The sequence below is a fragment of the Comamonas sp. 26 genome, assembly GCF_002754475.1.
In the GTDB taxonomy this organism is placed as follows: Bacteria; Pseudomonadota; Gammaproteobacteria; order Burkholderiales; family Burkholderiaceae_C; genus Comamonas.
This window is the reverse complement of the sequence record NZ_PEFL01000001.1, coordinates 2462557-2483257: the sequence shown is the minus strand read 5'-3', so window position 1 is coordinate 2483257 and position 20701 is coordinate 2462557. Positions and strand designations below refer to the sequence as shown.

Annotated in this window: 20 protein-coding genes; 12 read left to right on the top strand and 8 right to left on the bottom strand. The window is 52.5% G+C overall.

Annotated features, from left to right (window positions below; translation table 11 throughout):
* Window positions 1-365 precede the first annotated feature (365 nt).
* Entirely contained in the window at window positions 366-1694 is a 1329-nt protein-coding gene (locus tag CLU84_RS11325; protein WP_099737256.1) for a GGDEF domain-containing protein, read from the top strand.
* Window positions 1695-2587: 893 nt separating this feature from the next.
* Here CLU84_RS11325 and CLU84_RS22220 read toward each other — a convergent pair.
* From CLU84_RS22220 to CLU84_RS11310, 4 genes are all read right to left on the bottom strand, one after another.
* Window positions 2588-2974 carry a hypothetical protein gene (locus tag CLU84_RS22220; protein WP_199173723.1) on the bottom strand — a complete coding sequence of 129 codons (387 nt, stop codon included), beginning with the start codon at window positions 2972-2974 and terminating at the stop codon, window positions 2588-2590.
* A 4-nt stretch (window positions 2975-2978) separates the two neighbouring features.
* Window positions 2979-3248: a hypothetical protein gene (locus CLU84_RS22215; RefSeq protein WP_199173722.1), complete on the bottom strand. Its 270-nt coding sequence runs from the start codon at window positions 3246-3248 to the stop codon at window positions 2979-2981.
* Window positions 3249-3448: 200 nt separating this feature from the next.
* Window positions 3449-4468, bottom strand: a complete 1020-nt coding sequence (locus CLU84_RS11315) for a DUF4062 domain-containing protein (RefSeq protein ID WP_099737255.1) — start codon at window positions 4466-4468, stop codon at window positions 3449-3451.
* Window positions 4469-4822: 354 nt separating this feature from the next.
* Window positions 4823-5062 carry a Mor transcription activator family protein gene (locus CLU84_RS11310; protein ID WP_099737254.1) on the bottom strand — a complete coding sequence of 80 codons (240 nt, stop codon included), beginning with the start codon at window positions 5060-5062 and terminating at the stop codon, window positions 4823-4825.
* 135 nt (window positions 5063-5197) lie between these two features.
* Here CLU84_RS11310 and istA point away from each other — a divergent pair, with 135 nt between their 5' ends.
* From istA to CLU84_RS11285, 4 genes are all read left to right on the top strand, one after another.
* Window positions 5198-6724 (top strand): IS21 family transposase, encoded by a 1527-nt coding sequence (gene istA, locus CLU84_RS11305; protein ID WP_099735609.1) that lies wholly within the window; start codon window positions 5198-5200, stop codon window positions 6722-6724.
* Window positions 6714-7499, top strand: coding sequence for an IS21-like element helper ATPase IstB (gene istB, locus CLU84_RS11300; RefSeq protein WP_099735610.1), 786 nt, complete (start codon window positions 6714-6716; stop codon window positions 7497-7499). Before istA ends, istB begins: the two co-directional genes overlap by 11 nt.
* Window positions 7500-8672: 1173 nt before the next feature.
* On the top strand, window positions 8673-9992 hold the full coding sequence (locus CLU84_RS11290; RefSeq protein ID WP_099737252.1) for a GTP pyrophosphokinase family protein: 1320 nt from the start codon (window positions 8673-8675) through the stop codon (window positions 9990-9992).
* Between the two features lie 328 nt (window positions 9993-10320).
* Window positions 10321-11421: a hypothetical protein gene (locus tag CLU84_RS11285; RefSeq protein ID WP_144445443.1), complete on the top strand. Its 1101-nt coding sequence runs from the start codon at window positions 10321-10323 to the stop codon at window positions 11419-11421.
* A gap of 243 nt (window positions 11422-11664) precedes the next feature.
* Here the strand turns inward: CLU84_RS11285 and CLU84_RS11280 are convergent, their stop codons facing one another.
* Together CLU84_RS11280 and CLU84_RS11275 are read right to left on the bottom strand one after the other, a co-directional pair.
* Window positions 11665-12081 carry a Mor transcription activator family protein gene (locus CLU84_RS11280; protein ID WP_099737250.1) on the bottom strand — a complete coding sequence of 139 codons (417 nt, stop codon included), beginning with the start codon at window positions 12079-12081 and terminating at the stop codon, window positions 11665-11667.
* Entirely contained in the window at window positions 12078-12488 is a 411-nt protein-coding gene (locus CLU84_RS11275) for a regulatory protein GemA (protein WP_233210009.1), read from the bottom strand. The genes CLU84_RS11280 and CLU84_RS11275 overlap by 4 nt, the downstream gene beginning before the upstream one ends.
* Here CLU84_RS11275 and CLU84_RS11270 point away from each other — a divergent pair.
* From CLU84_RS11270 to CLU84_RS11240, 7 genes are all read left to right on the top strand, one after another.
* On the top strand, window positions 12459-13103 hold the full coding sequence (locus CLU84_RS11270) for a hypothetical protein (RefSeq protein WP_233210008.1): 645 nt from the start codon (window positions 12459-12461) through the stop codon (window positions 13101-13103). The genes CLU84_RS11275 and CLU84_RS11270 overlap by 30 nt on opposite strands.
* Before the next feature lie 82 nt (window positions 13104-13185).
* Window positions 13186-13965: a hypothetical protein gene (locus CLU84_RS11265; RefSeq protein WP_099737249.1), complete on the top strand. Its 780-nt coding sequence runs from the start codon at window positions 13186-13188 to the stop codon at window positions 13963-13965.
* Window positions 13966-14074: 109 nt separating this feature from the next.
* Entirely contained in the window at window positions 14075-14290 is a 216-nt protein-coding gene (locus CLU84_RS11260; protein WP_099737248.1) for a hypothetical protein, read from the top strand.
* A 3-nt stretch (window positions 14291-14293) separates the two neighbouring features.
* Window positions 14294-16531 carry a hypothetical protein gene (locus tag CLU84_RS11255; protein WP_099737247.1) on the top strand — a complete coding sequence of 746 codons (2238 nt, stop codon included), beginning with the start codon at window positions 14294-14296 and terminating at the stop codon, window positions 16529-16531.
* A complete protein-coding gene (locus tag CLU84_RS11250) occupies window positions 16524-16745 on the top strand; it encodes a hypothetical protein (RefSeq protein WP_099737246.1) in 222 nt (73 codons plus the stop codon). The genes CLU84_RS11255 and CLU84_RS11250 overlap by 8 nt, the downstream gene beginning before the upstream one ends.
* Window positions 16746-16895: 150 nt before the next feature.
* Window positions 16896-17129 carry a Com family DNA-binding transcriptional regulator gene (locus CLU84_RS11245; protein ID WP_099737245.1) on the top strand — a complete coding sequence of 78 codons (234 nt, stop codon included), beginning with the start codon at window positions 16896-16898 and terminating at the stop codon, window positions 17127-17129.
* Window positions 17050-17841, top strand: coding sequence for a DNA adenine methylase (locus tag CLU84_RS11240; protein ID WP_099737244.1), 792 nt, complete (start codon window positions 17050-17052; stop codon window positions 17839-17841). Before CLU84_RS11245 ends, CLU84_RS11240 begins: the two co-directional genes overlap by 80 nt.
* 75 nt (window positions 17842-17916) lie before the next feature.
* On the opposite strand, the gene CLU84_RS11235 is transcribed toward CLU84_RS11240, so the two are convergent.
* Window positions 17917-18210 (bottom strand): H-NS family nucleoid-associated regulatory protein, encoded by a 294-nt coding sequence (locus CLU84_RS11235; protein WP_099737243.1) that lies wholly within the window; start codon window positions 18208-18210, stop codon window positions 17917-17919.
* A 689-nt stretch (window positions 18211-18899) separates the two neighbouring features.
* Window positions 18900-20294 (bottom strand): DUF4145 domain-containing protein, encoded by a 1395-nt coding sequence (locus CLU84_RS22205; RefSeq protein ID WP_199173777.1) that lies wholly within the window; start codon window positions 20292-20294, stop codon window positions 18900-18902.
* Window positions 20295-20701: the final 407 nt, after the last annotated feature.

The window sequence follows — 20701 nt, the reverse complement described above, 5'->3', positions numbered from 1 at the left end:
ACATAGGCGCAGCACAAATACTGAATGTGATCACTTACTGATATTTCAGCTTCAGTGCTGAAAAGGGAGCGGGGCGAGTTGGTGATCTACAACTGGTCGAGAAGCGAGCAGCCTGCGGGAATGTTTTAAGGTGAGGAGGCTGACTGTTGTCGGCCACAAGCGGACTCATGCATAAATCAAATCGCGGCTTTGCAAGGACTCTTCAGCACTAACACCAACTCGCCCAGGATTGATCAACTGATATTATGTAAAGATAGGAACGCCTACATTGTTGAGAATTCTAAGAATTTATCGCGTTTACCTGAGAGTTTACAAAGTCTTTACAAAGTTAACTTGCGTAGTTAACTTGATTTGCATAGCGGCCCTTGATCTCGATTCTTCGATTAGTTGCAGTTGCATTGGACCAGTTAGAGGTGGCAGTCTGCATCTTTGACACCAAGGACAGGACCCTGCTTTGGAACGATACGTTTTTGCAGTTTTTCCCTGAGCACGCTGGACACGTCTATGTAGGTGAGGACTACCGGGAGAATTTGCGGCGCTTCTACCTGCGAAGGCTCTCTGAAGACGAACTGTCAGGAATGGAGCGCTACATTGAAGAAGGCCTTCAGCGGCATCAACACCAGCAGCGCGCTTTTGAATTCGACCATTATGACTATCGCGTTCGAGTAGCGTCTCTTTCACTGAGAGCTTTTGGCCGGATCAGGTTGTGGCGTAAGACGGCTCCTTTGCTCACAGGAATGCAGGACCGCATTAGTCCAAAGCAGGTGCAGTTGCCAAATCACATATCGGCAGACACCGTTATGGCCTTGGAGAGCTTGGCTGATGGAATCTTGATGGTGGACCAACAAGATAGAGCGGTTTGGGCCAACCACGCTTTTCTTGTGCTCTATGGTTTGCTAAACATCGAGAGCCTGAATAGGCGGATGTTTGACGATATTTATGTCGCGGCATGGCATCATAAGCAAACCACATCTGACTTCGCAACCGGACTTTCCGTTCTCAAAGAGCGTCAACGCTTCTCTGGGGCTCCTTATGTGCTTGCTCTGCCACAAGATCGCTGGGTACGGGTTGTGGAGCTACGTGGGACCCAAGCCAACGGCTGCAGCTACTTTTCGCATGTCGACATCACTGATTCGCGACAGCAACAAGAAAAGCTGAGGCAACTGACGATGCATCTAGAGTCATTGGCGGTGAAGGATGCTTTGACAAACTTGGTGAACCGCAGGCGGTTTGACGAGGTGCTGGAATCAGAGTGGCGCAGAGCGCTCCGGTCAGAGGCAACACTTTCGCTGCTCATGTTGGATGTGGATCACTTCAAGTATCTCAACGACACCTTTGGACATCCCTTTGGAGATGAGGTGCTTAAGCGCTTTGCCACTCTGCTGGACCACTGCGTCCAACGCGCGGGAAGTTTAGTTGCTCGCTACGGGGGCGAAGAGTTTGCAGTTCTGCTGCCAGGCACAGATTTACCCGGTGCGACAAAGCTCGCAGAATTCATCAGGCAACAGGTTGAGGGTATGTCGCTTGGTAATGAGCAAACTAAATTGGTGCGGATCACTATCAGTATTGGGGTTGCATGCGTAAGTGGCTCTGAGCTGGAGTTGTCTTCCTCTGCGCTCATTGACATGGCTGATAGGTCCCTTTACGAAGCCAAAAGAGAAGGCCGCAACCGAGTTGTCATTGCCAATAAATAGGCCAACATGTTTAGCTGGGCATTGCTGTTTGCATTTTAACTTTTGGTAGCAAAGCTGCTCATAGGTGGCGAATGCCTGCTAAGGGGCGATCAGAGACAGTCGCTTCAAGGCGCTGAGCATCAAAGCAACATCTTGCGTTAAGTGATTGCTTGCGGCATTGTCAGCTTCGGTGCCAAAGGCTGCGCAACTTTGTGCCAAAGCGCGTGCAACTTTGTGCCAAAGGCGGCGCAACGCAATTTACTTTTGTGGGGGAGTGATCGCTTTGGCACAGGGGTGAGGGCTAATAAATTTTGGGTTCGCTAATGTTGGCGCGGGTTTGCGGGCGATTTAGGGTATGCAGAACAGTTTGGCCGCTTTGGCACCGAATGGGCTGGTCAGGGAGCAAAAATGGCCCAAATGAGCTGATAGCGCTCTGAATGAGGGCTTGGCGCGGGATTTCTAGTTTCCATCGTGTGGCAGCCATTTACCGGGGATGGAGGCTCATTTTGGGTGAGAATGTGCCCGTGAGTATCTACCCCAAAAGTTGGGCGTATCGAAGTTGGGCGCACCTTTTTCTCGTTTTGTATAAAGGCCATAGAAGTCAAAGACTTAAAGAACGTTCCTGCTCCGAATGAAAACGCCCAGCTTGCAAAAAGCTGGGCGTTTTCATTCGGAAGAACTTTAAAACAAGGTGCGCTGCCTTCGTTCTGGATGCGTTATCACGCCAAAGCTTGGCACGATTTTGAGTACCTAGCCTTCGGCAATGCAATGCGAGGTTTGGCAGCTATCTCGCCTTTAGCCAAGGTGCGGTTGTCGGTGTCCAACCTTAAAGTGGACAGAAGCTAACGATTGAATTCACCTACGGGTTACTGGTGACGACGCCAGCTTTTTGCATCGTAGGATGCAATGAAGTGTTAGATTCCACGCGCAGTTAGGGCTGCAGAAACTTGCTCTTTGAAAGGTTGCATGCGCAAATAGGCGCGTTTCGATAGATCTAGTTGGTAGTTCAGTGACTTCCGAATTTCGGCATGTATGTGAATCGCGTTTCGCGCTTCATAGAACTCGATCAGTTCATCCTTTAGCCAGTCTTCTATTAGGCCAAGCGCTGCAGCACACTCGGCCTTTTTGTCAAACCGAACCTTTGATTCACTTGTCTTTCCAACTGCTTCGTATGTGGGAATGATCTGCTTGCCAGCATGTTCAAGATGCTTCTGCAGCAGCGCAAGACTCTCATTCGGTATTGAAAATTGCTTCTTTACTGGAAACTCAGTCAAAGAAATAACTGCCGGATCAGCGCTCAAGCGATCAAAAAGGATGTGATGTATGACGGCCATCATAGATGGAGGCATAAGACAGGATCTGCAGTCGTATCTGGGCTCGTAAGAGCCACCCATCAGCTTCGAGACCCTCAAGTAACTTGTAGATGTACCGTGTGGATATGAACTCCTCGCCAAGTCGCTTTTCAAGATTAGGCTCTTTGACGAAGTCGAAGTACGTGACATGCCAATCTTCATTTGCGATATGCGCGTCGATATAGGCAGTTATTTGATCTTTGACGGCTGCTTCGAAGGCCATAAACAGTCTTTAATATGGCCTAACTAGATTTAGGTTGAAAACCAAAATAGAAGGCCGATGATGGGATGGGCAATTTTTCTCGCTTGTTGCAGTCGATGCTCGAACCTGGGCCGACTTTAGTTTGCACCATTTCTTGGCACATGCTGCAACAAATGAGGTACCACTGCCGCATTGCTGAATGGGGTGGACTGTCAAAAAGGCTATTGCTTAGTTGACCGAGCAGTTGTTTTTTTTGCAGGAGCAGCTATTTTCTTTGCAGGAGCAGCTTTGTTTTGGACGATCTTTTTATCAAGTTCTGCTAATAAAGAGATTCCCAAAGCTGTCGTTGCATAGCGCCTGTAAGTAACGCCAGCAACCTTCTCATTCTCCACAAGCCCATGGATTTGAAGCTTGGGGCAAATATTGAAGTACAAGAATTTCTGAAGATCAGTAGAATTTATTTGATTGGTGATGCCGCGAACCAATAGCTCTTTTTGTGAAAAAAAGATGTCGAGCAAGGTAACTGTTACATCGTCCCCGGTAACAAGGTTTTCAGGGATTTTTATATCAATTTCGCTTAAAAGGTCGATAAGTTCTTGGAACTTCTTTTCGGATTTCTCTGATGCGCTAGTCCTACTACTCTCCAGTGAGACAATTGCATTCTTAAGCTCGTTGTTCTCATCCGTAAGCTTCTTAATTTCGTCGAACAGAGGCTTGGTATCGACGATTTCGTCAGCTTGAACCCACCCTTTTAGAGCTCGATTTGTGGAAAAATCCGATAGCGTTTCGTGAACACAAAGCTTGATGTCTTTTTCGTCATCGAAAAAAGAAGAAATGCTGTCCATCACCTTCTTCCTGAACAAGACAAGCTCTTTTGTGTTAACGCGCTCTAAGGCAGATTGGCCAGCGTCACGAACTTTTTTCTCCAGTGCATTTTCAGTAATCACGACTGCAAAAAATGCTTTTTTTTGTTGTACAGCGTAATCATATTCAAGCTCTGTGTAGCTAATTCCAGACGTTGGCTCTACTGATCCATAGCGTCCTCCAAGAATCAACATATAGACGTCAGATTCGTCGATCCATCGTTTGATTGTTTCGAGCTGAGAGCTGTCTCCCGAAGTGAATAGTTCCATACCTGCTGGTATATGCCCAGCTTTTAGGACAGCGCTAACTGCTGCTTGCCTCTCTGGCAGCAAATCAATGTATGTGCTTGATATAAATACTTGTAAACGACGCTTCATGTTGATGCTTTAAAGGAAGAACGTCTAAAGATAGCGCACTTTTATGCTCAAACGAGAGAACGAGCCTTTAGCAAAGTCTAGTGTGAGGAGTCAATGCAGATTCATTTAATGAGGTTTCCAAGACTGAAGAGGGCTGCTTCCCTAAGGTTCGATGTGTTTTTATTTGAGTGATTGCTTACTTTAATTTGTATTTGCGGGTTGTCTCATATTGACATTTAAAGGAGATGAGTATTATTTTATTTGCGGTTTGCATGCTGAGCAGTCTTGACAGGTTGCGTATCTGTGACAGCCTAGTTGAATGAAAAAAACGCCCCACCGGGAATGGTCGGGCATTTTTTGTGGGGAAGGACGGGTTTAAAAGAGTGCCCGCTGCCTCCGGTCGAGCGGGGCTGTCACTCCCATGCTGGCCACGATGCGAACCACTTGGCCCTCAGTGAGACCATATTCGGCGGCGATCTCCCGAGCGGTCTTGTTCGTTGCATACTCAGCCGCAATCCGTGCATTGCGCACAGCCTGGAGCGCTCTTTCCGCTTTTGGCAACTGAAAATGAGGCAACCCTCCATATTCCTCCGCCAGCTTTAAAAGCGCGTCCATTCCAATGACTGCTGTGTAAGGATGCTCTGTTGATTTCCACCCAGAAGTGACCCACTAGCCCCCGGTTTTTCCATCTCAGTCTGATCCACGCATTAACCCTAGCCTGCTGCTTTCTTGTGCAGTAGGAGACCAGGAGTGATTGACGTGGCTACTTTGAGTGTCATCAGACGCTGGGCTCTACGTGAGCACCTGTCCATCCGAGAGATCGCCCGCAGAACCGGGCTTTCTCGCAATACCATCCGCAAGTATTTGCGCTCCGACGTTGTGCAACCTCAACTTGCACAGCGCACCATTGCCACCAAGCTCGACCCCTTCGCCAGCAAGCTGTCAGGCTGGCTGCGTACAGAAGTCAACCGCTCTCGCAAGCAGCGGCGCACGATCAAGCAGATGTTTCTGGACTTGGAGGCGTTGGGCTACACCGGCTCCTACAACCGAGTCGCTGCCTTTGCCAGAGTATGGAAGGCTCAGTGTCATGCGGCGGAGCAGACATCAGGGCGAGGCGTTTTTGTGCCCCTGGTCTTCGGCGCTGGAGAAGCCTTCCAGTTTGATTGGAGCGAGGATTGGGCTGTCATTGCGGGTGTACGCACCAAGCTGCAAGTGGCTCACTTCAAGCTCAGCCACAGCCGAGCCTTCTATCTGCGGGCCTATCCCCTGCAAACCCATGAGATGCTGTTCGATGCCCACAACCGTGCCTTTGCGGTGTTTGGAGGCGTCCCTAGGCGGGGGATCTACGACAACATGCGCACAGCCGTCGATCGTGTCGGCCGTGGCAAGCTCAGAGAGGTCAACGCCCGCTTCAGTGCGATGGCCAGCCATTTCCTGTTCGAGGCACAGTTTTGCAATCCGGCCTCGGGATGGGAGAAGGGACAGGTCGAGAAGAATGTTCGGGACGCTCGCCATCGTATCTGGCAATCTGTACCAGCGTTTCCGACACTCAGAGCCCTCAACGATTGGCTAGAGCAACGGTGTCAACAGTTATGGCAAGAGATTGCGCATGGCCAATTGCCTGGCTCACTTGCTGATGTGTGGGAGCAAGAACGCTCAACCTTGATGCCCATGCCTCGGCCGTTTGACGGCTTTGTCGAGCATGCCAAACGAGTCTCTCCCACCTGCCTAGTTCACTTCGAGCGCAATCGCTACAGCGTGCCGGCCTCTTATGCCAACCGACCTGTGAGCTTGCAGGTGTATGCCGACCGCCTGGTCGTCGTGGCCGAAGGCCAGTTCGTCTGTGAACACCCGCGCATCATTGAGCGCAATCACCAAGGCTCTGGGCGTACGGTCTATGACTGGCGTCATTACTTGGCCGTATTGCAGCGCAAGCCCGGCGCATTGCGTAATGGTGCTCCGTTCGTCGAACTGCCAGATGCGTTCAAGCGCCTGCAAGCACTACTCCTGAAGCAGCCCGGTGGCGACCGTGAGATGGTGGAGGTGCTTGCCTTGGTGTTGCAGCACGATGAGCAGGCCGTCCTGGCCGCTGTCGAGTTGGCTCTGGAGGATGGCGCACCCCGCAAGACCCACATCATCAATGTCTTGCACCGCCTCATTGATGGAACACCGGAACCTGAGCCCATCCATTCACCCCAAGCCTTGGCCTTGATCGTTGAGCCCCAGGCCAACGTCGTGCGCTACGACCAACTCCGACAGGTGCGCCATGCGTCATGACCCCGCCATTGCTGCGATCATCATCATGCTGCGCCAACTCAAGATGTTTGGCATGGCCCAGGCCGTGACAGAACTTGCCGAGCAAGGCTCACCAGCCTTTGAAGCAGCACATCCCATACTCTCGCAACTGCTCAAGGCCGAGAGCGCAGAGCGAGAAGTGCGCTCCATTGCCTATCAGCTCAAGGTGGCCAAGTTCCCTGTCTACAGAGATCTGGCAGGCATTGACTTCGCACACAGCGAGGTCAATGAAGCCTTGGTGCGCAGCCTTCATCGCTGTGAATTCATCGAGAAGGCCAACAATGTGGTGCTTGTCGGAGGCCCCGGTACTGGCAAGACGCACATCGCTACGGCCCTGGGTATTCAGGCCATTGAGCACCACCGTCAAAGGGTGCGCTTCTTCTCTACGGTGGAATTGGTTAATGCCTTGGAGCAAGAGAAAGTACAAGGCAAAGCCGGACAGCTCGCCCACAGGCTGGTGCATACCGATCTGGTGATACTCGAGGAGCTGGGCTATCTGCCCTTCAGCTCATCTGGTGGTGCGCTACTGTTTCATCTGCTCTCAACGCTTTACGAACGCACCAGCGTAGTGATCACCACCAACCTGAGCTTCAGCGAATGGGCCAGCGTGTTTGGGGACGCCAAGATGACCACCGCATTACTGGACCGCCTGACCCACCACTGCCATATTCTGGAAACAGGCAACGACAGCTACCGCTTCAAGCACAGCAGTGCAGTCCAACAACCGCCCATGAAGAAGGAGAGAAACAAAACCTGATCCACATCTTGAGCCTTGCGGCTCAAGCCAAAGGGTGGGTCAGTTTGAGATGGAAATTGCGGGTCAGATTTGCGTGGAAATTAACATTCATGCCTTTGCTCTCGCAAAACTCTTCCCATTCACTGCTCATTTCTTATGTCTTTCTTCAAAAGATGTGGCTTCCTGAATGTGTCATTTTGCAGGATGGCAACTTTGTGGATCTTCTCTCAAAGACTGCTCAGGGTCGTTTCCTGTCGCTGCTTCAGGCTGTGAAGTCAGCAGGTCGAGCATTCGTCGTCAGCGACTGAGTCAAGGTGATGGGTGAAAAAACAACACTTGGCAGGATGTGCTCACTTGCTGATTTGTCAGCTTCGGTGCCAAAGCGTGCGCTACTTTGTGCCAAAGCGTGCGCAAATTTGTGCCAAAGGCCGCGCAACGCAATTCTGTGGGGGAGTGACCGCTTTGGCACAGAGGTGGGACATGGGATATTTTGAGATCGCTAATGATGGCGCGGGTTTGCGGGCGATTTGGGACCTGTGGGACAGTTTGGCCGCTTTGGCACCGAATGGGCCGACCGGGCGTACAAAACGGCCAGAATGGATCGATAGTGCGTCGAACAGGGTTAGCCATAGAAATTCTGGTTTCCCTTGCGTGGCGAGTATTTAGGATGAGAAAGCGCTGATAGGGAAGGTTCCTCGAGATTCACTGAGGTCGGACAAGATGAGGTTGGACATGTATTTGTGTCCAGCCTCATCTTGTTTATGTATATCAGTGACTTAGGTAAAAGATTGGCTCAGGATTGTGACGTCCGACCTGAGACGAGGCTGGTCGTTATCGACGCACCCTCCAAGTAGCATTTGGCAAAAAAGTCGTCTTCGTCTCACTGAGGTGAGTGGTCTTCATTAAAGGCGGTGGGGTGGGAGCTCAAAAAAGGCTAGCGGCCTTCGCTCTGGATATGCTGTTGTGCCCTAGCTAGCCGCGATTCTGTACTCAACTCCTTCATGGCCTGGCTGCCACCCTGCGTTCAGCTCCTGTGCGACGGTTGCTATTCGAGTATTGACGCCAATCGGAACAGTGCTCAAAGCCGTAATTGAAGATTACATTTAGCTACAGCTATAGTGCTGATTACAAGGGCGTTCAAGCAGCATCGCTAATTTTTAGTTTGAGAAACTAAGTTCAAGCAGGAAAAAAACAGTGGATCTCATTTCACAATTCGTCGCTAGGTACCGAAAAGAGTACGACTTCTATGAGCAAGCCTGCCGAATGGCTGCACAGGTCCTTGACTCGAACCTGCAATCAACTGGTGTAAGAGCCATCGTAACGTCTAGGGCAAAAAATCCAGCTCGACTTGAGGTTAAGGTGCGCCAGCGCGCGGCAAAGACTGCTTACACAAGCGTTGAGCAGATCTACGATGACATAGTCGATCTTGCTGGAGTTCGTGTTGCCCTCTACTTTCCGGCAGAACGGGGAGAGGTAGGCAGGGTCATACGGTCTCTATTCGCACTCGTGTCCGATCCCAAGGAGTTTCCAACTCCCGGCCAGCCATCGTACAAAAAGCGCTTTTCAGGCTACTGGGCAACACATTACCGTGTGCGTTTACCCGAAACGCTATTAAATGAATCGCAGAAGAGGTACAGCGAAGCAAATGTTGAGATTCAAGTCGCATCTGTCCTTATGCATGCATGGTCAGAGGTTGAACACGACTTAGTTTACAAGCCGCTACAAGGGAAGCTTTCGGACGACGAATATGCAATCCTTGATGAACTGAATGGCCTAGTCCTTGCAGGGGAAATTGCACTTGAACGCCTGCAACGTGCTGGCGAACATCGCATATCTGAGCATGACCGCGAATACACCGATCACTACGATCTTGCATCTTCCTTACTAGACTTGGCTCGGGAAAAGCTGTCAGGGCAGAACATCCATGACTCTGCACTTGGCAAGGTGGATCTTTTGTACGCGCTGCTGCATGAACTCAACTTGGGAACTCCAGAGAATCTCGCTCGCTATATAGATGCACTGCACTCCGACCTAGAGCGCAGGCCACTTGCGGAGCAGGTCATCGATCAAGTGCTCAGTGAAGACCCAACACGCTATGCGACGTATGAACGAATCAGGGCTTTAGATACCTCTGTTATGTCAAATACAACCTCGGGCCTTCCAAGAGTTAGCCAGTCTGAAGCAATTGGTCAATTCGTTTCTTTATGGATCGACTTCGAGAAGATGCTTAGAAACATTGCAGCGGAAAACGGAGTTGAAGGTTATCCCATACCATCATTAAAACTGTTGCGCGTCGCCAAAGAGGTCCCAGTAGAGCTTTATGTATTGGCAGAGAACCTCCGTCGGTTTCGCAATCAACTAATTCATGGTATAGAAGTTCCTGACGCGGATTACATTCGAGCTCAAACAGCGGAGCTGCAGATTCTGGTCAATCGCCTGAAGATGGCATTGGAGTCTCAGGGAAAAACTACACGTAAAGCAGCTACGAAGAAGAAACCACCAACTCCACCGTGATACATGACTTAATAACCTAATCTTTAGCATCTAGTTCGTCGTTCAGGCCGACGCCAACACCTCCATGGCTTCACATAGTTTTGGTCCTTGATGCCGCTTACCTTGTGCGTCCGGTGACTGCTTTCAATCAAGGTCAGTGTTACTTTTTGGCCGAGATTAATATGTCGCAAAGAAATGGGGCAGACCCTGATTCGTCTCTAAGACTCTCGAAGAACGTCAAAGAATGCGGGTAAGTGGGTAGAGTTCTAAGCCGAGACGTAAATACGTACTTAAAAACTCTCTCCAGTGGACCGCTTTCAACTCCCAATGAGCTATATCGCTAGGCGACATGAAAAACAGCAGTGCAGAGATTTCTCGAAGGATGCTTCGTCCTTTGTTGAGGCGACGCGCAGAACCTGCTAACGACGGGGTACTGCAAGAAGCGATGGCGCAGTTTGAGGAGCGTGCCATCGCGACATCTCTGCTTCCGCATATGGCGGATCTGCAAAAGGCAGCGAATCAGAGACGCACGCCGGATCGTTGGAAGGATCCGAATGCTGCAGTACAGAAGGTGGAACTCTCGCTAACCCTCTACCGTGCTCGAAAGATCTCTCTGCAGGAGTATGTCTTCCACGTAGCGCACGTTGTCGAAGGCGTACATGAAGGGCGCTTTGTGGATAGTCGCTACCCTAGCCTACAAAAGCTGTCTGATGAGATGCAAATGATCGAGGCCAATCACGGGCTAAAGCCTGGCGAATATTGGCCAAAATCGGATGCACCTCCTTGTTGGCAGGCGCTCTCTGCTAGGTGGGACTCAACTTGCCAAATGCTTTTGGCACAGACGTTCGCTGAATTGGAAGGCGGGTTAGCCTCAGACCTCTTTACCCATCAACGGCGTGAGTTTGATCGACTCCGAGAGCGAGGACGCCGAGCCCTTTTCCATAAGAAGGAATTGATACCGTCTCTAGCTGACACCGTAAAGCGCTACGAGATCGAAGCAAGAGCGGCAGCAGGGGCCAATGCGTACACCGCCGCAGTCACGCTAATCGGTGCTGCACTCGAGGGATTGCTACTTCTTCGCTGTCTCAGCTCCCCAAAGAAGAGCTCCCAAGTCGCTCAACTCCTACCGTCGAAGAAGCGCCCAAAGCAGGTCAGCGTTCCTTCGACTTGGACATTCGACAACCTTATCCAGGTCTGTCTGGCCGCAGGCTGGCTGCCTAAAATCGAAAATCAGAACATGTCAGTAGACCCCTCGGGCCTCGCAGATCTGCTACGCCGGATGAGGAACAATGTTCATCCTGGCCGCGTTTGTACAGAAAGTCCTTGGGTTGAGACTGAACTTCGCGACTTTGAGGATGCTGAACTCATATATGCGACGCTCTTTGCTAGGGTCTTTCGAGGTCATATGTTCAAACAATTAAGAGAGAGGCTCGGCGAGCATGTCACCTAACCCCTCACTGGTATCGATCCGCGACAGAAGGCACTGCTTGCCTCTTCGGTTGCTCAGCTCAAACGCTGAGTGACCGCTTTCCCCTGTCGCCATCGGCTGCTCTTGGACGCAAAAAGACCTAGTCGCTCTTTTTGATGAACATATTGAAGGTTTGCTAGGCCAGCACAACTTGCGCAGCTTTGTTGAATGAAAAACGCCCAACCATGGGTGGTTGGGCGTTTTGAAGTGTGGTGTGGGATGGGTCTAAAAGAGTGCCCGTTGCCTCCGATCGAGTGGTGCTGTCACTCCCATGCTGGCCACGATGCGAACCACTTGGCCCTCAGTGAGACCATATTCGGCTGCGATCTCGCGAGCGGTCTTGTTCGTCGCATACTCTGCTGCAATCCGTGCATTGCGGACGGCCTGGAGCGCTCGTTCCGCTTTTGGCAGCTGAAAATGAGGCAACCCTCCATATTCCTCCGCCAGCTTTAAAAGCGCGTCCATGCCAATGACCGCCACATAAGGATGCTCTTCAGTGGCGCGCTCGGGCGTTGGAAAGTACACCCGCAGCCCACCCCATTTTTGCACCAGCGCCATGGTGGCTTGCAGGCCGACCAGGCGCTCAAACTCCTGGAGCAGCGGTGGCAGCAGGTCGATCGGGACGCTGAAGGACTGGGTCATTTCACCTGTGCCTGACGTTTGGCACGATCCAGCATGGACTTCAGCGCCTCGATGACCGTGCTGGCCTGTGCGGTTGGCAGAAACTTCACATCCGACACCTCTGCGCCTAGCGTACGGCCCACAAAAGCAAGCAGGGCAGCGGGACTGCCGTCGCGCAGGCCTCCAGCTTCATCCAGTTTTTTCCAGAGCCACTTGATCTTCTCTGGCTGACCGAACGGTTTAAAACTCGCGGACTTGGGCTTAAAACCCAGCTTGGCCATGTGCGCCAGTACCTTGGCTCGGCCTGCTGCATCCAGATCCGCAGAGCTGGCCACAGCCGCGCTGGTGCCATATTTGAAATGCGCATGCAGGATGCCTGGACCCTGGGAGAGAATTTTGTGGACAAGCCCCTTGGCATCATTGGTCATCGCGTGGAACTGCAGCTTGCCCAGCTCGATGTGGGCGTGCTCAAGCAGATGAAGGCGTTTGGCTCGCTGCGGCTCAAGGACGTGGGCAATGAAGCCGCCCGCAAGATTGGTCATCACCTGGGCCAGACCACTATTGGTGCGCAGACTCCATACCAAGCCATCCAGGCGGTACAGAAGATTCTCGGGGCCGAATCACCCAGACGCGCGGCGACTATTGTTCGCACGGAAGTCAGCCGCGCATTTGCCGTCGCCTCCAACGAACGCTTGCAACAGGCCGAGCCCCTTGTGCCGGGTCTGGGCAAGCAGTGGCGGCGCAGCGGCAAGATCCACAGTCGGTGGAATCACGACATCATCGACGGCCAGATTGTGGAAGCTAGCAAGCCCTTCAAAGTGCCAAACCCTGGCGGCGGCATCGACAAGATGCAGTGTCCGCATGACCCAAGGGCTCCAGTGGAGCAGATCATTCACTGCGGGTGTATTTCCATACCGTGGATGAAGAACTGGAAGGTGATGACGCAAGGGGCCAAGCCCTTCACTGAGAGGGAGCTGCAGCTGGATGGGCGCAAGGCTGCGCTGGATCAAGCGGCGAAGAGGGTAGGGAATCGGGTGGAGTGATGCGCTAGGACGCTTTAAACGCCTCTAGTGTGGCGGTTGTATAGCTGGTTATGCTTGCGTCCCGCAGGAGGGGATTTAAAGCATGTTTAAACAGAAAATTGCTACGGTTAGGGGTTGGCTGTGGAGTGGGGCACGTCTTCAAATGCTCATTTCGGCGATTCTCGTTGCGTTTGTCGGGCTTCCTGGGCTTTGGTATCTATGGGCAACAAAGGGAGTCCAATATTTTGAGCGGCTGCTGTGCAGTGATGTGGAAAGCTGTGCTCGACTAGGGCAGGTTGGGGACTTGTTTGGCGGTGTGAATGCTCTGTATGCAGGCTTTGCCTTTACCGGGTTACTAGTCAGTATCGAGCTGACCAGGCGAGCTAGCCAAGATGAGAGAAATCGTTCGCTTGACAAAGAGCTGGTAGAGCAGGTTTCTAAATCCTATGAGTGGGCGTTCAAATCGTTGAGGCATCAGGACACTATGACTAACGAATATCGATTGACTGCTTCTAGGCTTGGGTGGCTTGTGTCCGCACGTCACATCGTGCGGGCTCAAAAAATAGTCGATCAACTGAGAACTGATACCTATCGAGTGATACAGCAGGAGATTGAGGAATACTGGCGTGGTCAGTTTTATGAATTGCTAAATAAAGGTAATGAACTAAGAGGGATGCTGAATTTTTCTTCCGTGATGGAGTCGCATGAAAGAATTGCGCCAGTGTCAATTTCTGTAATTCTCGATTTTGCATCGTGGCGAAATGATCGAGAGGATCCGTTAGCAGGTTTAGATGAGACGTACGCTCTAAGAATTGGGCAAGTGCGCTCAATGGATTGTTTCGAGCATGTACAAGAGTACTGTAGAAATAACTCTGAACGATAGTTTCCACATACAGGCCAGCATTTGCGGGCCTTATTTATTTGTGCCCCGCTAGGCACAGTCACTCCATCGCAATGCCGCGCCCTGCGGCTCAACTTCGATGGAGTGACCAATGTCCGAAACCGAGACAAAAGAAACCAAGCTGACGGCAGCCGATGCCGCCAAGCGTGTACAGCGCATCGTCCTGGAGCCTGCAGAAGGCAAGGACAAGTTCAAAGAAAAGCGCGTTCCCGTTTCCGCTGAAGAAATGCTGTCCTTCAAGGATTACGGCACGCATGTGGTCGTTGTCACCCGCGACGGTCAGAAGCTGACTGGCTCTGCCAAGTAAGCAATGCCGCTCAAGCTCATTCCCCAGGGCAGTGGCTTTGCCCGTCTGACGGAGGCGGTCACCTCTGAGTATGGTCAGCTCATCGAGCTGGTGCGCCAGGCAGTGCGCGACAAGCTGCGCCTGACGGTCAACAGCGACTATTACGTGGACATGCGCGGCATTTGGCCTGACCGGGCCGTGGTGCAGGTCAAGGGTCGCCTTTACAGCTACGCCTATACGGTCAGCGCGGACAACACCGTGGCTCTGGCTGAAGGTGAAGAGGTGGTGGCGCAGTTTCAGCCCGTGTCCGATAAGACGGGAGCCATCTTTCCCGATATCTCCGAGGCCGACCGTGCGGCGGGGAGAGTCAAGCTTTCAGAGATCGTGCGCGAATCTCAGGAAGCTACGGCCTTCCGCGAAGCCCAGGACGGCACGATCGAAGTCACGCTGATCCGTTCTGGCCGCAGCGGCAACCGCAACTATTACCCCGACGAGGCACTGCGCGAAGCGGTCTCCATGTTTGAGGGCGTGCGCGTTTTTGCCAAGTCCGATGCTGATCACAGCGCAGGCAAGGGCAAGGATGTGCGCAACCTGATCGGCGGCATTTACAGCGTGCGTTTTGTCGAAGGCAAGACGCCTGACAGCGGCAGCCTGGTTGGCACCTTTAAAGCCATCGACCCCAGCGATGCAACGGTCACCAAGATGGTGGGCTCCGTCAAGCGGGGCATGCAGGGGCTGCTGGGGCTGTCGATCGACGCTGATGCTCGCACTCGCCATCGCCGCAATGGCAGCGAAACCCTGCGCGAAGCCGTGAAGTTCACCAAGGTGCACTCGGTGGATCTGATTGTCGAGCCAGGCGCGGGCGGTGGCCTGGATCGTTTGACTGAAGCCGCTGCCGACTCTTCGTCTCCCCAATCTCCCCCTGAATCTCAACAAGGAAGCAAGACCATGCCTCTGTGGAAGCAACGCATGCTGGAGGCCGTCAAGGCCAAAGACCCGGCGAAGCATGCCGCCGTCAACCTGGAAACGATCACCGACGATGAGGTGGTCAATCTGCATGAAGCCGTTTGCGGTCCGCTGGTCCCCCAGTCTGGCAACGATCGCATGACTGAGGCCGTGGGCGACAACACGCCGCTGACGCGTGCCGATCTGCAGGCATTCGAGCTGCGTGGTGCGGCCCGTGACCGTATCAATGCGGCCAGACTGCCCCAGGCGTCGAAGGAACGCCTGCAAGCCCAGGTGGCCATAGCGACCGCTGATCGCCTGACGGAAGCTGCGGTGGGTGAGCTGATCAAGGCCGAAGGTGACTATGTGGCTCGCTTGACCGAGTCGGGCACGGTACGTGTGCCTGTGTTCGGTTCTGGTGCGGTCACGGTCGAAGACCGCAGCGTCTCCATTCGTGAAATGCTCAATGCGTTCTTTGACCCGGCTCACAAAGAGCACCGCAATGTGCAGTCGCTGCGTGAGTGCTATATCGAGATCACGGGCGACCGCCGCGTCACAGGCCAGGTCCGTGACTGCGATATGGGCCGCATGGCAGAAAGCCTGGCCGCTGTGCTGGCAGAGCCTTGGGCCAAGTCCATGTCTTTCGGTAATCTCACGCAGACGCTGACGGCCCAGCAACTGGCGATCGAGGTGCTCAAGATCAATGGAGTCTCCATTGGCTGGGGCATCGACTGGCAGTTGGAAGACTGGCAAGTGCCTGCAGGGGTTTGGGCGCTGCAGGGCAGCTACATCGATGCCATCAACGATATCGCAGCAGCGGCTGGCGGCTACGTGCAGCCTCATACCACTGACCAGCTGCTGCGCATCCTGCCCAAGTACCCAACAGCACCCTGGTACTGGGGCGACGTAACGCCTGATTTTGAAATTCCAGGAGCTGCGGCTGAGGTCGAGGGTACGGAGTTCATGGACAAGCCTCAATACAACCGGGTGTTTGTTGGCGGGATGAGTGCTGGCGTCTTCGGCCCCATCACCCGAGCTGGCACAGCTGGTGACCTGATTGCCCTCCAGGTCACGCATGCCTTGATCACCGACTCCATTGCTCAGCGGCAGCGTGGCATGGCTGAGCTGGCCGATACGGGCCGCCAGGCCCTGGTCTCGCTGTCGATGCAAGTACTTCCCGAAACCGGTGTGATCTTGCCAGGGCAGTTTGTTCGATATGCGGGCTCTGAGACCGTGACCGGAATAGTGCGGTCGACGTCGATCAATTGGGCAGCTCCCAAGCTGCGCCAGACGCTGGAGGTCGAGACCCATGCCTAACCTCTACAAACAGTTCATGGACCTGCAGTCGCCCAAACCGCTGGAGGTGGGAACAGTTGCTTTTGTGGTCAACGGTGTGGCCTCCGTCGACCTGCCTGGTGGCGGACGGCTTCAGGCCAGAGGGGCGGCTCAAGCTGGGCAGCGCGTCTTTGTGCGCGATGGAGCGATCGAGGGCGAGGCCCCGAGCCTCACCTACACAGAAGGGGAGGTGTAACCACCAAAAAAGAACGGGCGACTTGATCAAGTGCTACGAACACCTGACCAAGCCCCAACCGCAGTTCATGCCTGCAAGCTGGCAAGGCCCGCTCACCCTGTACAGAGCGCGCTGAGCCTACCAGAGTTTTAAAGGTTTAAAGGCTTGCAAATGGACGAAATCCGCTGCGGCAGCTGCCGCAAAAAGTTAGGTGAGGGCGTATTCCAGCGCCTGAACATCAAGTGCCCCCGATGTGGGGCCTTCAATCAGCTGAGCGCCCAGAGCGCCACACCAGAGCCCCAGCGAGGGCCGACAGCTGAAACTTATGACAAACCCAATCGTCCCCTGGATCGGGGGCAAACGCCGCCTGGTCGACATGCTCCTGAAGCGCTTTCCAGCCCATAGCTGCTATGTCGAGGTCTTTGCTGGTGGGGCGGCAGTCTACTTTGCCCGCCACCCAGCCGATGTCGAAGTCCTCAATGACGTCAACGGAGACCTGGTCAACCTCTACAGAGTGGTCACCCACCACCTGGAAGAATTTGTGAGGCAGTTCAAGTGGGCCTTGACCAGCAGACAGGTCTTTAAATGGCTGCAGGAGACCCGGACCGAGACCTTGACGGACATTCAGAGAGCTGCCAGATTCTTCTATCTTCAGCAGCAAAGCTTTGGAGGCAAGGTGGCTGGCCAGACTTTCGGCACGGCGACAACGGCCCCGGCCATCAATCTGCTGCGGATCGAGGAGAACCTGTCAGCGGCTCACCTGCGCATGGCAGGCGGCACCTACATAGAACAGCTCGACTGGGCCAGCTGTATCGATCGCTACGACCGAGCCCACACGCTCTTTTATATGGATCCACCATATTGGGAGACTGAGGGCTATGGCGTGCCTTTCGAGTGGGAACAGTATGAACAGATGGCCAAGAAGCTCAAGGCGATCAAAGGCAAGGCCGTCATCAGCATCAACGACCATCCAGCCATCCGTGAATGCTTTAAAGACTTCGAGATGGAGGCTTTAAAACTGGACTATACGGTTGGTGGTGGCGCGAATCGGGTAGAGCGAGGGGAGCTTGTGATTTACAGCTGGGCTAAAAGCGAGGAGCCAGCGGGTCTGTTTTGAAGAATGCACGACGTGCGGCAGGACCGGTAAAAGCTCAAGACTCAAGAAATAAAAAGTGGCCCCCTTGGGCCACTTTTAAATCTCAAACTGAGAACGGTCTTGATCTTTGATCCAGGTCGGAGGTTTTCCTCGGCCAGTCCAAGTTTGGCCTGTGACTGGGTCACGGTACTTAGGGGGGACTGAGCGAGTCTCGCTTTTTTGTTTTTGCTTTCCTGTCGAGAAGATATCGTCCTGTGTCAGTCCGAAAGCTTCGACTAAGTCCTTGATTTTTTTCACCGCATCTGCGACTTCAGCCTTGCGAGCAGCGGCAATCTGCTGTTCAAGAGCTTCGCGTTGCGCCAACAATTCCTTGTACGAATGTGTACTCATTTAAAAGAGATCCTCTGTAAATATTTGAGCCAGCACTAAATGGGTGCACTCATACATGAGATACATCGCTTATAGATTTAGTTCACTTTCAAGCGCAAGTGACCGCACGCATTGTGTCTCAAATCGATGTGTCTAAATTCCAAAAAAGGAATAACAAAAATGTTGGCTGCACTTCTCAAACATGCCAGCCCTGCAGCTAGGTATCTTGTTGTCTTACGGCATCCAGAAGGAGAGATAGGCAGCGTTCGGCCAGAAGCAGTCGCATGAGTTTCTAGGAAAATGTACTAATGCCGTTGTGACGACCACATAACCATCATCCGTTTTATGAAAAGCTACTTCAATAAATTAAAGAAGAAACTTTCGAGCTTGTTAACACCTGGGTGGATGGTTTTGATAATTTTTGGATCGTTCATAAGCGGGGCATACCTTCTGGGGTTCTTCCTTCCAGCTCCCAGAGATGCAACTCAAGAATGCAGGCAACAGTGCATACCAAGGGCAGGAAATTTGGTAGACGACAAGAACTACCCAATGTCGGCAAAGGGTATGTATCGAAAGATCTGTGAATGTTCTTGATTAGGCGCAGGGGCTAAGAAGAGAGGGTCATGTCCATAAGCCGCCTCTGGTCGGAAAGCGACGGTCACTGTCGGCCAAAAGGAGTCCTCCGCGGGGTTGCCTCAGACCTATCGGCGTCAAGCACCGCAGCATTTCTTATGCTTCAAGCCTGACATACAAGCGCATGGGTCATTGCGACCTTGCTTTGTTACACCCGAGCGTACCTTCTGGACTTGCGGCTCCTGCAATATTTTCAGTTTCTTGTACAACTGCTTAAACGCACCCTGCACATGCTTAACTAATTTGTCATCAACCATCAATGCAGAATAGTGCGAAGCTGTTGCATGTCCCGCATCAGCAGCGGACTTCAGCAGCGCTTTTCCACGCTCTTTGTCTTGCTCTAACTCTTTGCCCTCATAGAGAAAGCGGCCAAGAAGGTACTCGCAGTGGCTAGATCCACTTGCAATGCCATTCTCAAAGCATTGTTCTGCCAACTTCTGCGAATAGTCAGAGTAGTCTTTTTCAAGATACAGAAGCCCCAGCCCTGCATGACACGAAATTTCCCCTTTCGCCAATGAGTTGGACAAAAGCTCAAAGGCCTCGCCGAACTGCCCTTTATCTCGTAAAAAATCACCGTACTGCGCACAAGCAGCGGCATACCCCCTCTTTGCAGCGACCTCCAAGGCTTTCACGCCGCGCCGTTGGTGTTCTTCACCTTCTGCTAGGTCAACGGTGAGCAGAGAATATCGGTACAAGGCCTCTGTGTTTGCGAAACTAAACAGGCAGGCATCCTCTCCGCCCCTTTGTCCAATTTCTACCAGTGTCAGTCTGTCTACTCTGGCACTGATCACACAAGCTGCCCAATACAGTTCTGCAGCCATTTTTCGGGTCGTTTTCCTGTGTGCGTCCTCACTACGCGCAATGATAAGGACTCCCTGGGGTATCGGAGCCAACGACTGAGCCTCAAGAATCAGTCCCGCGGCCATCTTGGCCTCAAAGTCTATAGATGAGACGGCCTTCCAAAGTGTTTGCTGACTGGTGATGTCGCCAACCTCCACAATGGTGATTTCAGGTAGCTCCTCACTTTTATTTATCAGGAGAAAAACACTCTCAAAAATACCGAGAAGCGTTTTTCTGGCAGCAACTGTACTTTTCAAATCTCCTGCCCCGGAATCCTTGCTGGGTTCCACGGAGGCGTCAGATGTATGCTTTTTCGTTAGCTTGGCATGTACAACTTCATTTCCAAGCAATCGGATCGCGTGCAGATCAGTGCGCAAACTACGGTCAATGATTTGGCACTCATACAGCTCATTGATACTGCTGTACAGGTCAAGGTTTTCAATATCAACTTTGAATTTCTTGGCCAGAGTCACTATCAAGTGCTCGATTACGATCCTGAACTTGGTTTTGGCATAGTCTGGAAATGCCGTCATTACTTGTATAGCGAGGCGGTAATCGTCCCCAGCTTCGGGCGCGAGCGCAATACAAAGCTCAACATCGGACATCTTGCGTTTGATATTCTGGCGATTCATTTAGTTCTTGATCAATGCTGCGAGCAACTATTTGACCATGCCCGAATAAATCGGCCTAGAGCTTGCACGCACAACAGCAAAACTGGCAGATCTAAATGTCTGCTCTGGGTCGTTTCCTGTCGCTGCTTAAGGCTGTGAAATCAGCAGGTCGAGCACTCATCGTCAGCGACTGAGTCAAGGTGATCGGCGAAAAAACAACACTTGGCAAGATGTGCTCACTTGCTGATTTGTCAGCTTCGGTGCCAAAGCGTGCGCTACTTTGTGCCAAAGCGAGCGCAAATTTGTGCCAAAGGCCGCGCAACGCAATTATTCGCAACGCAATTCTTTGTGCCAAAGCGCGTGCAACTTTGTGCCAAAGGCCGCGCAGCGGAATTAAATTATTTACATGGCAAAAATCAAGGGGTTTT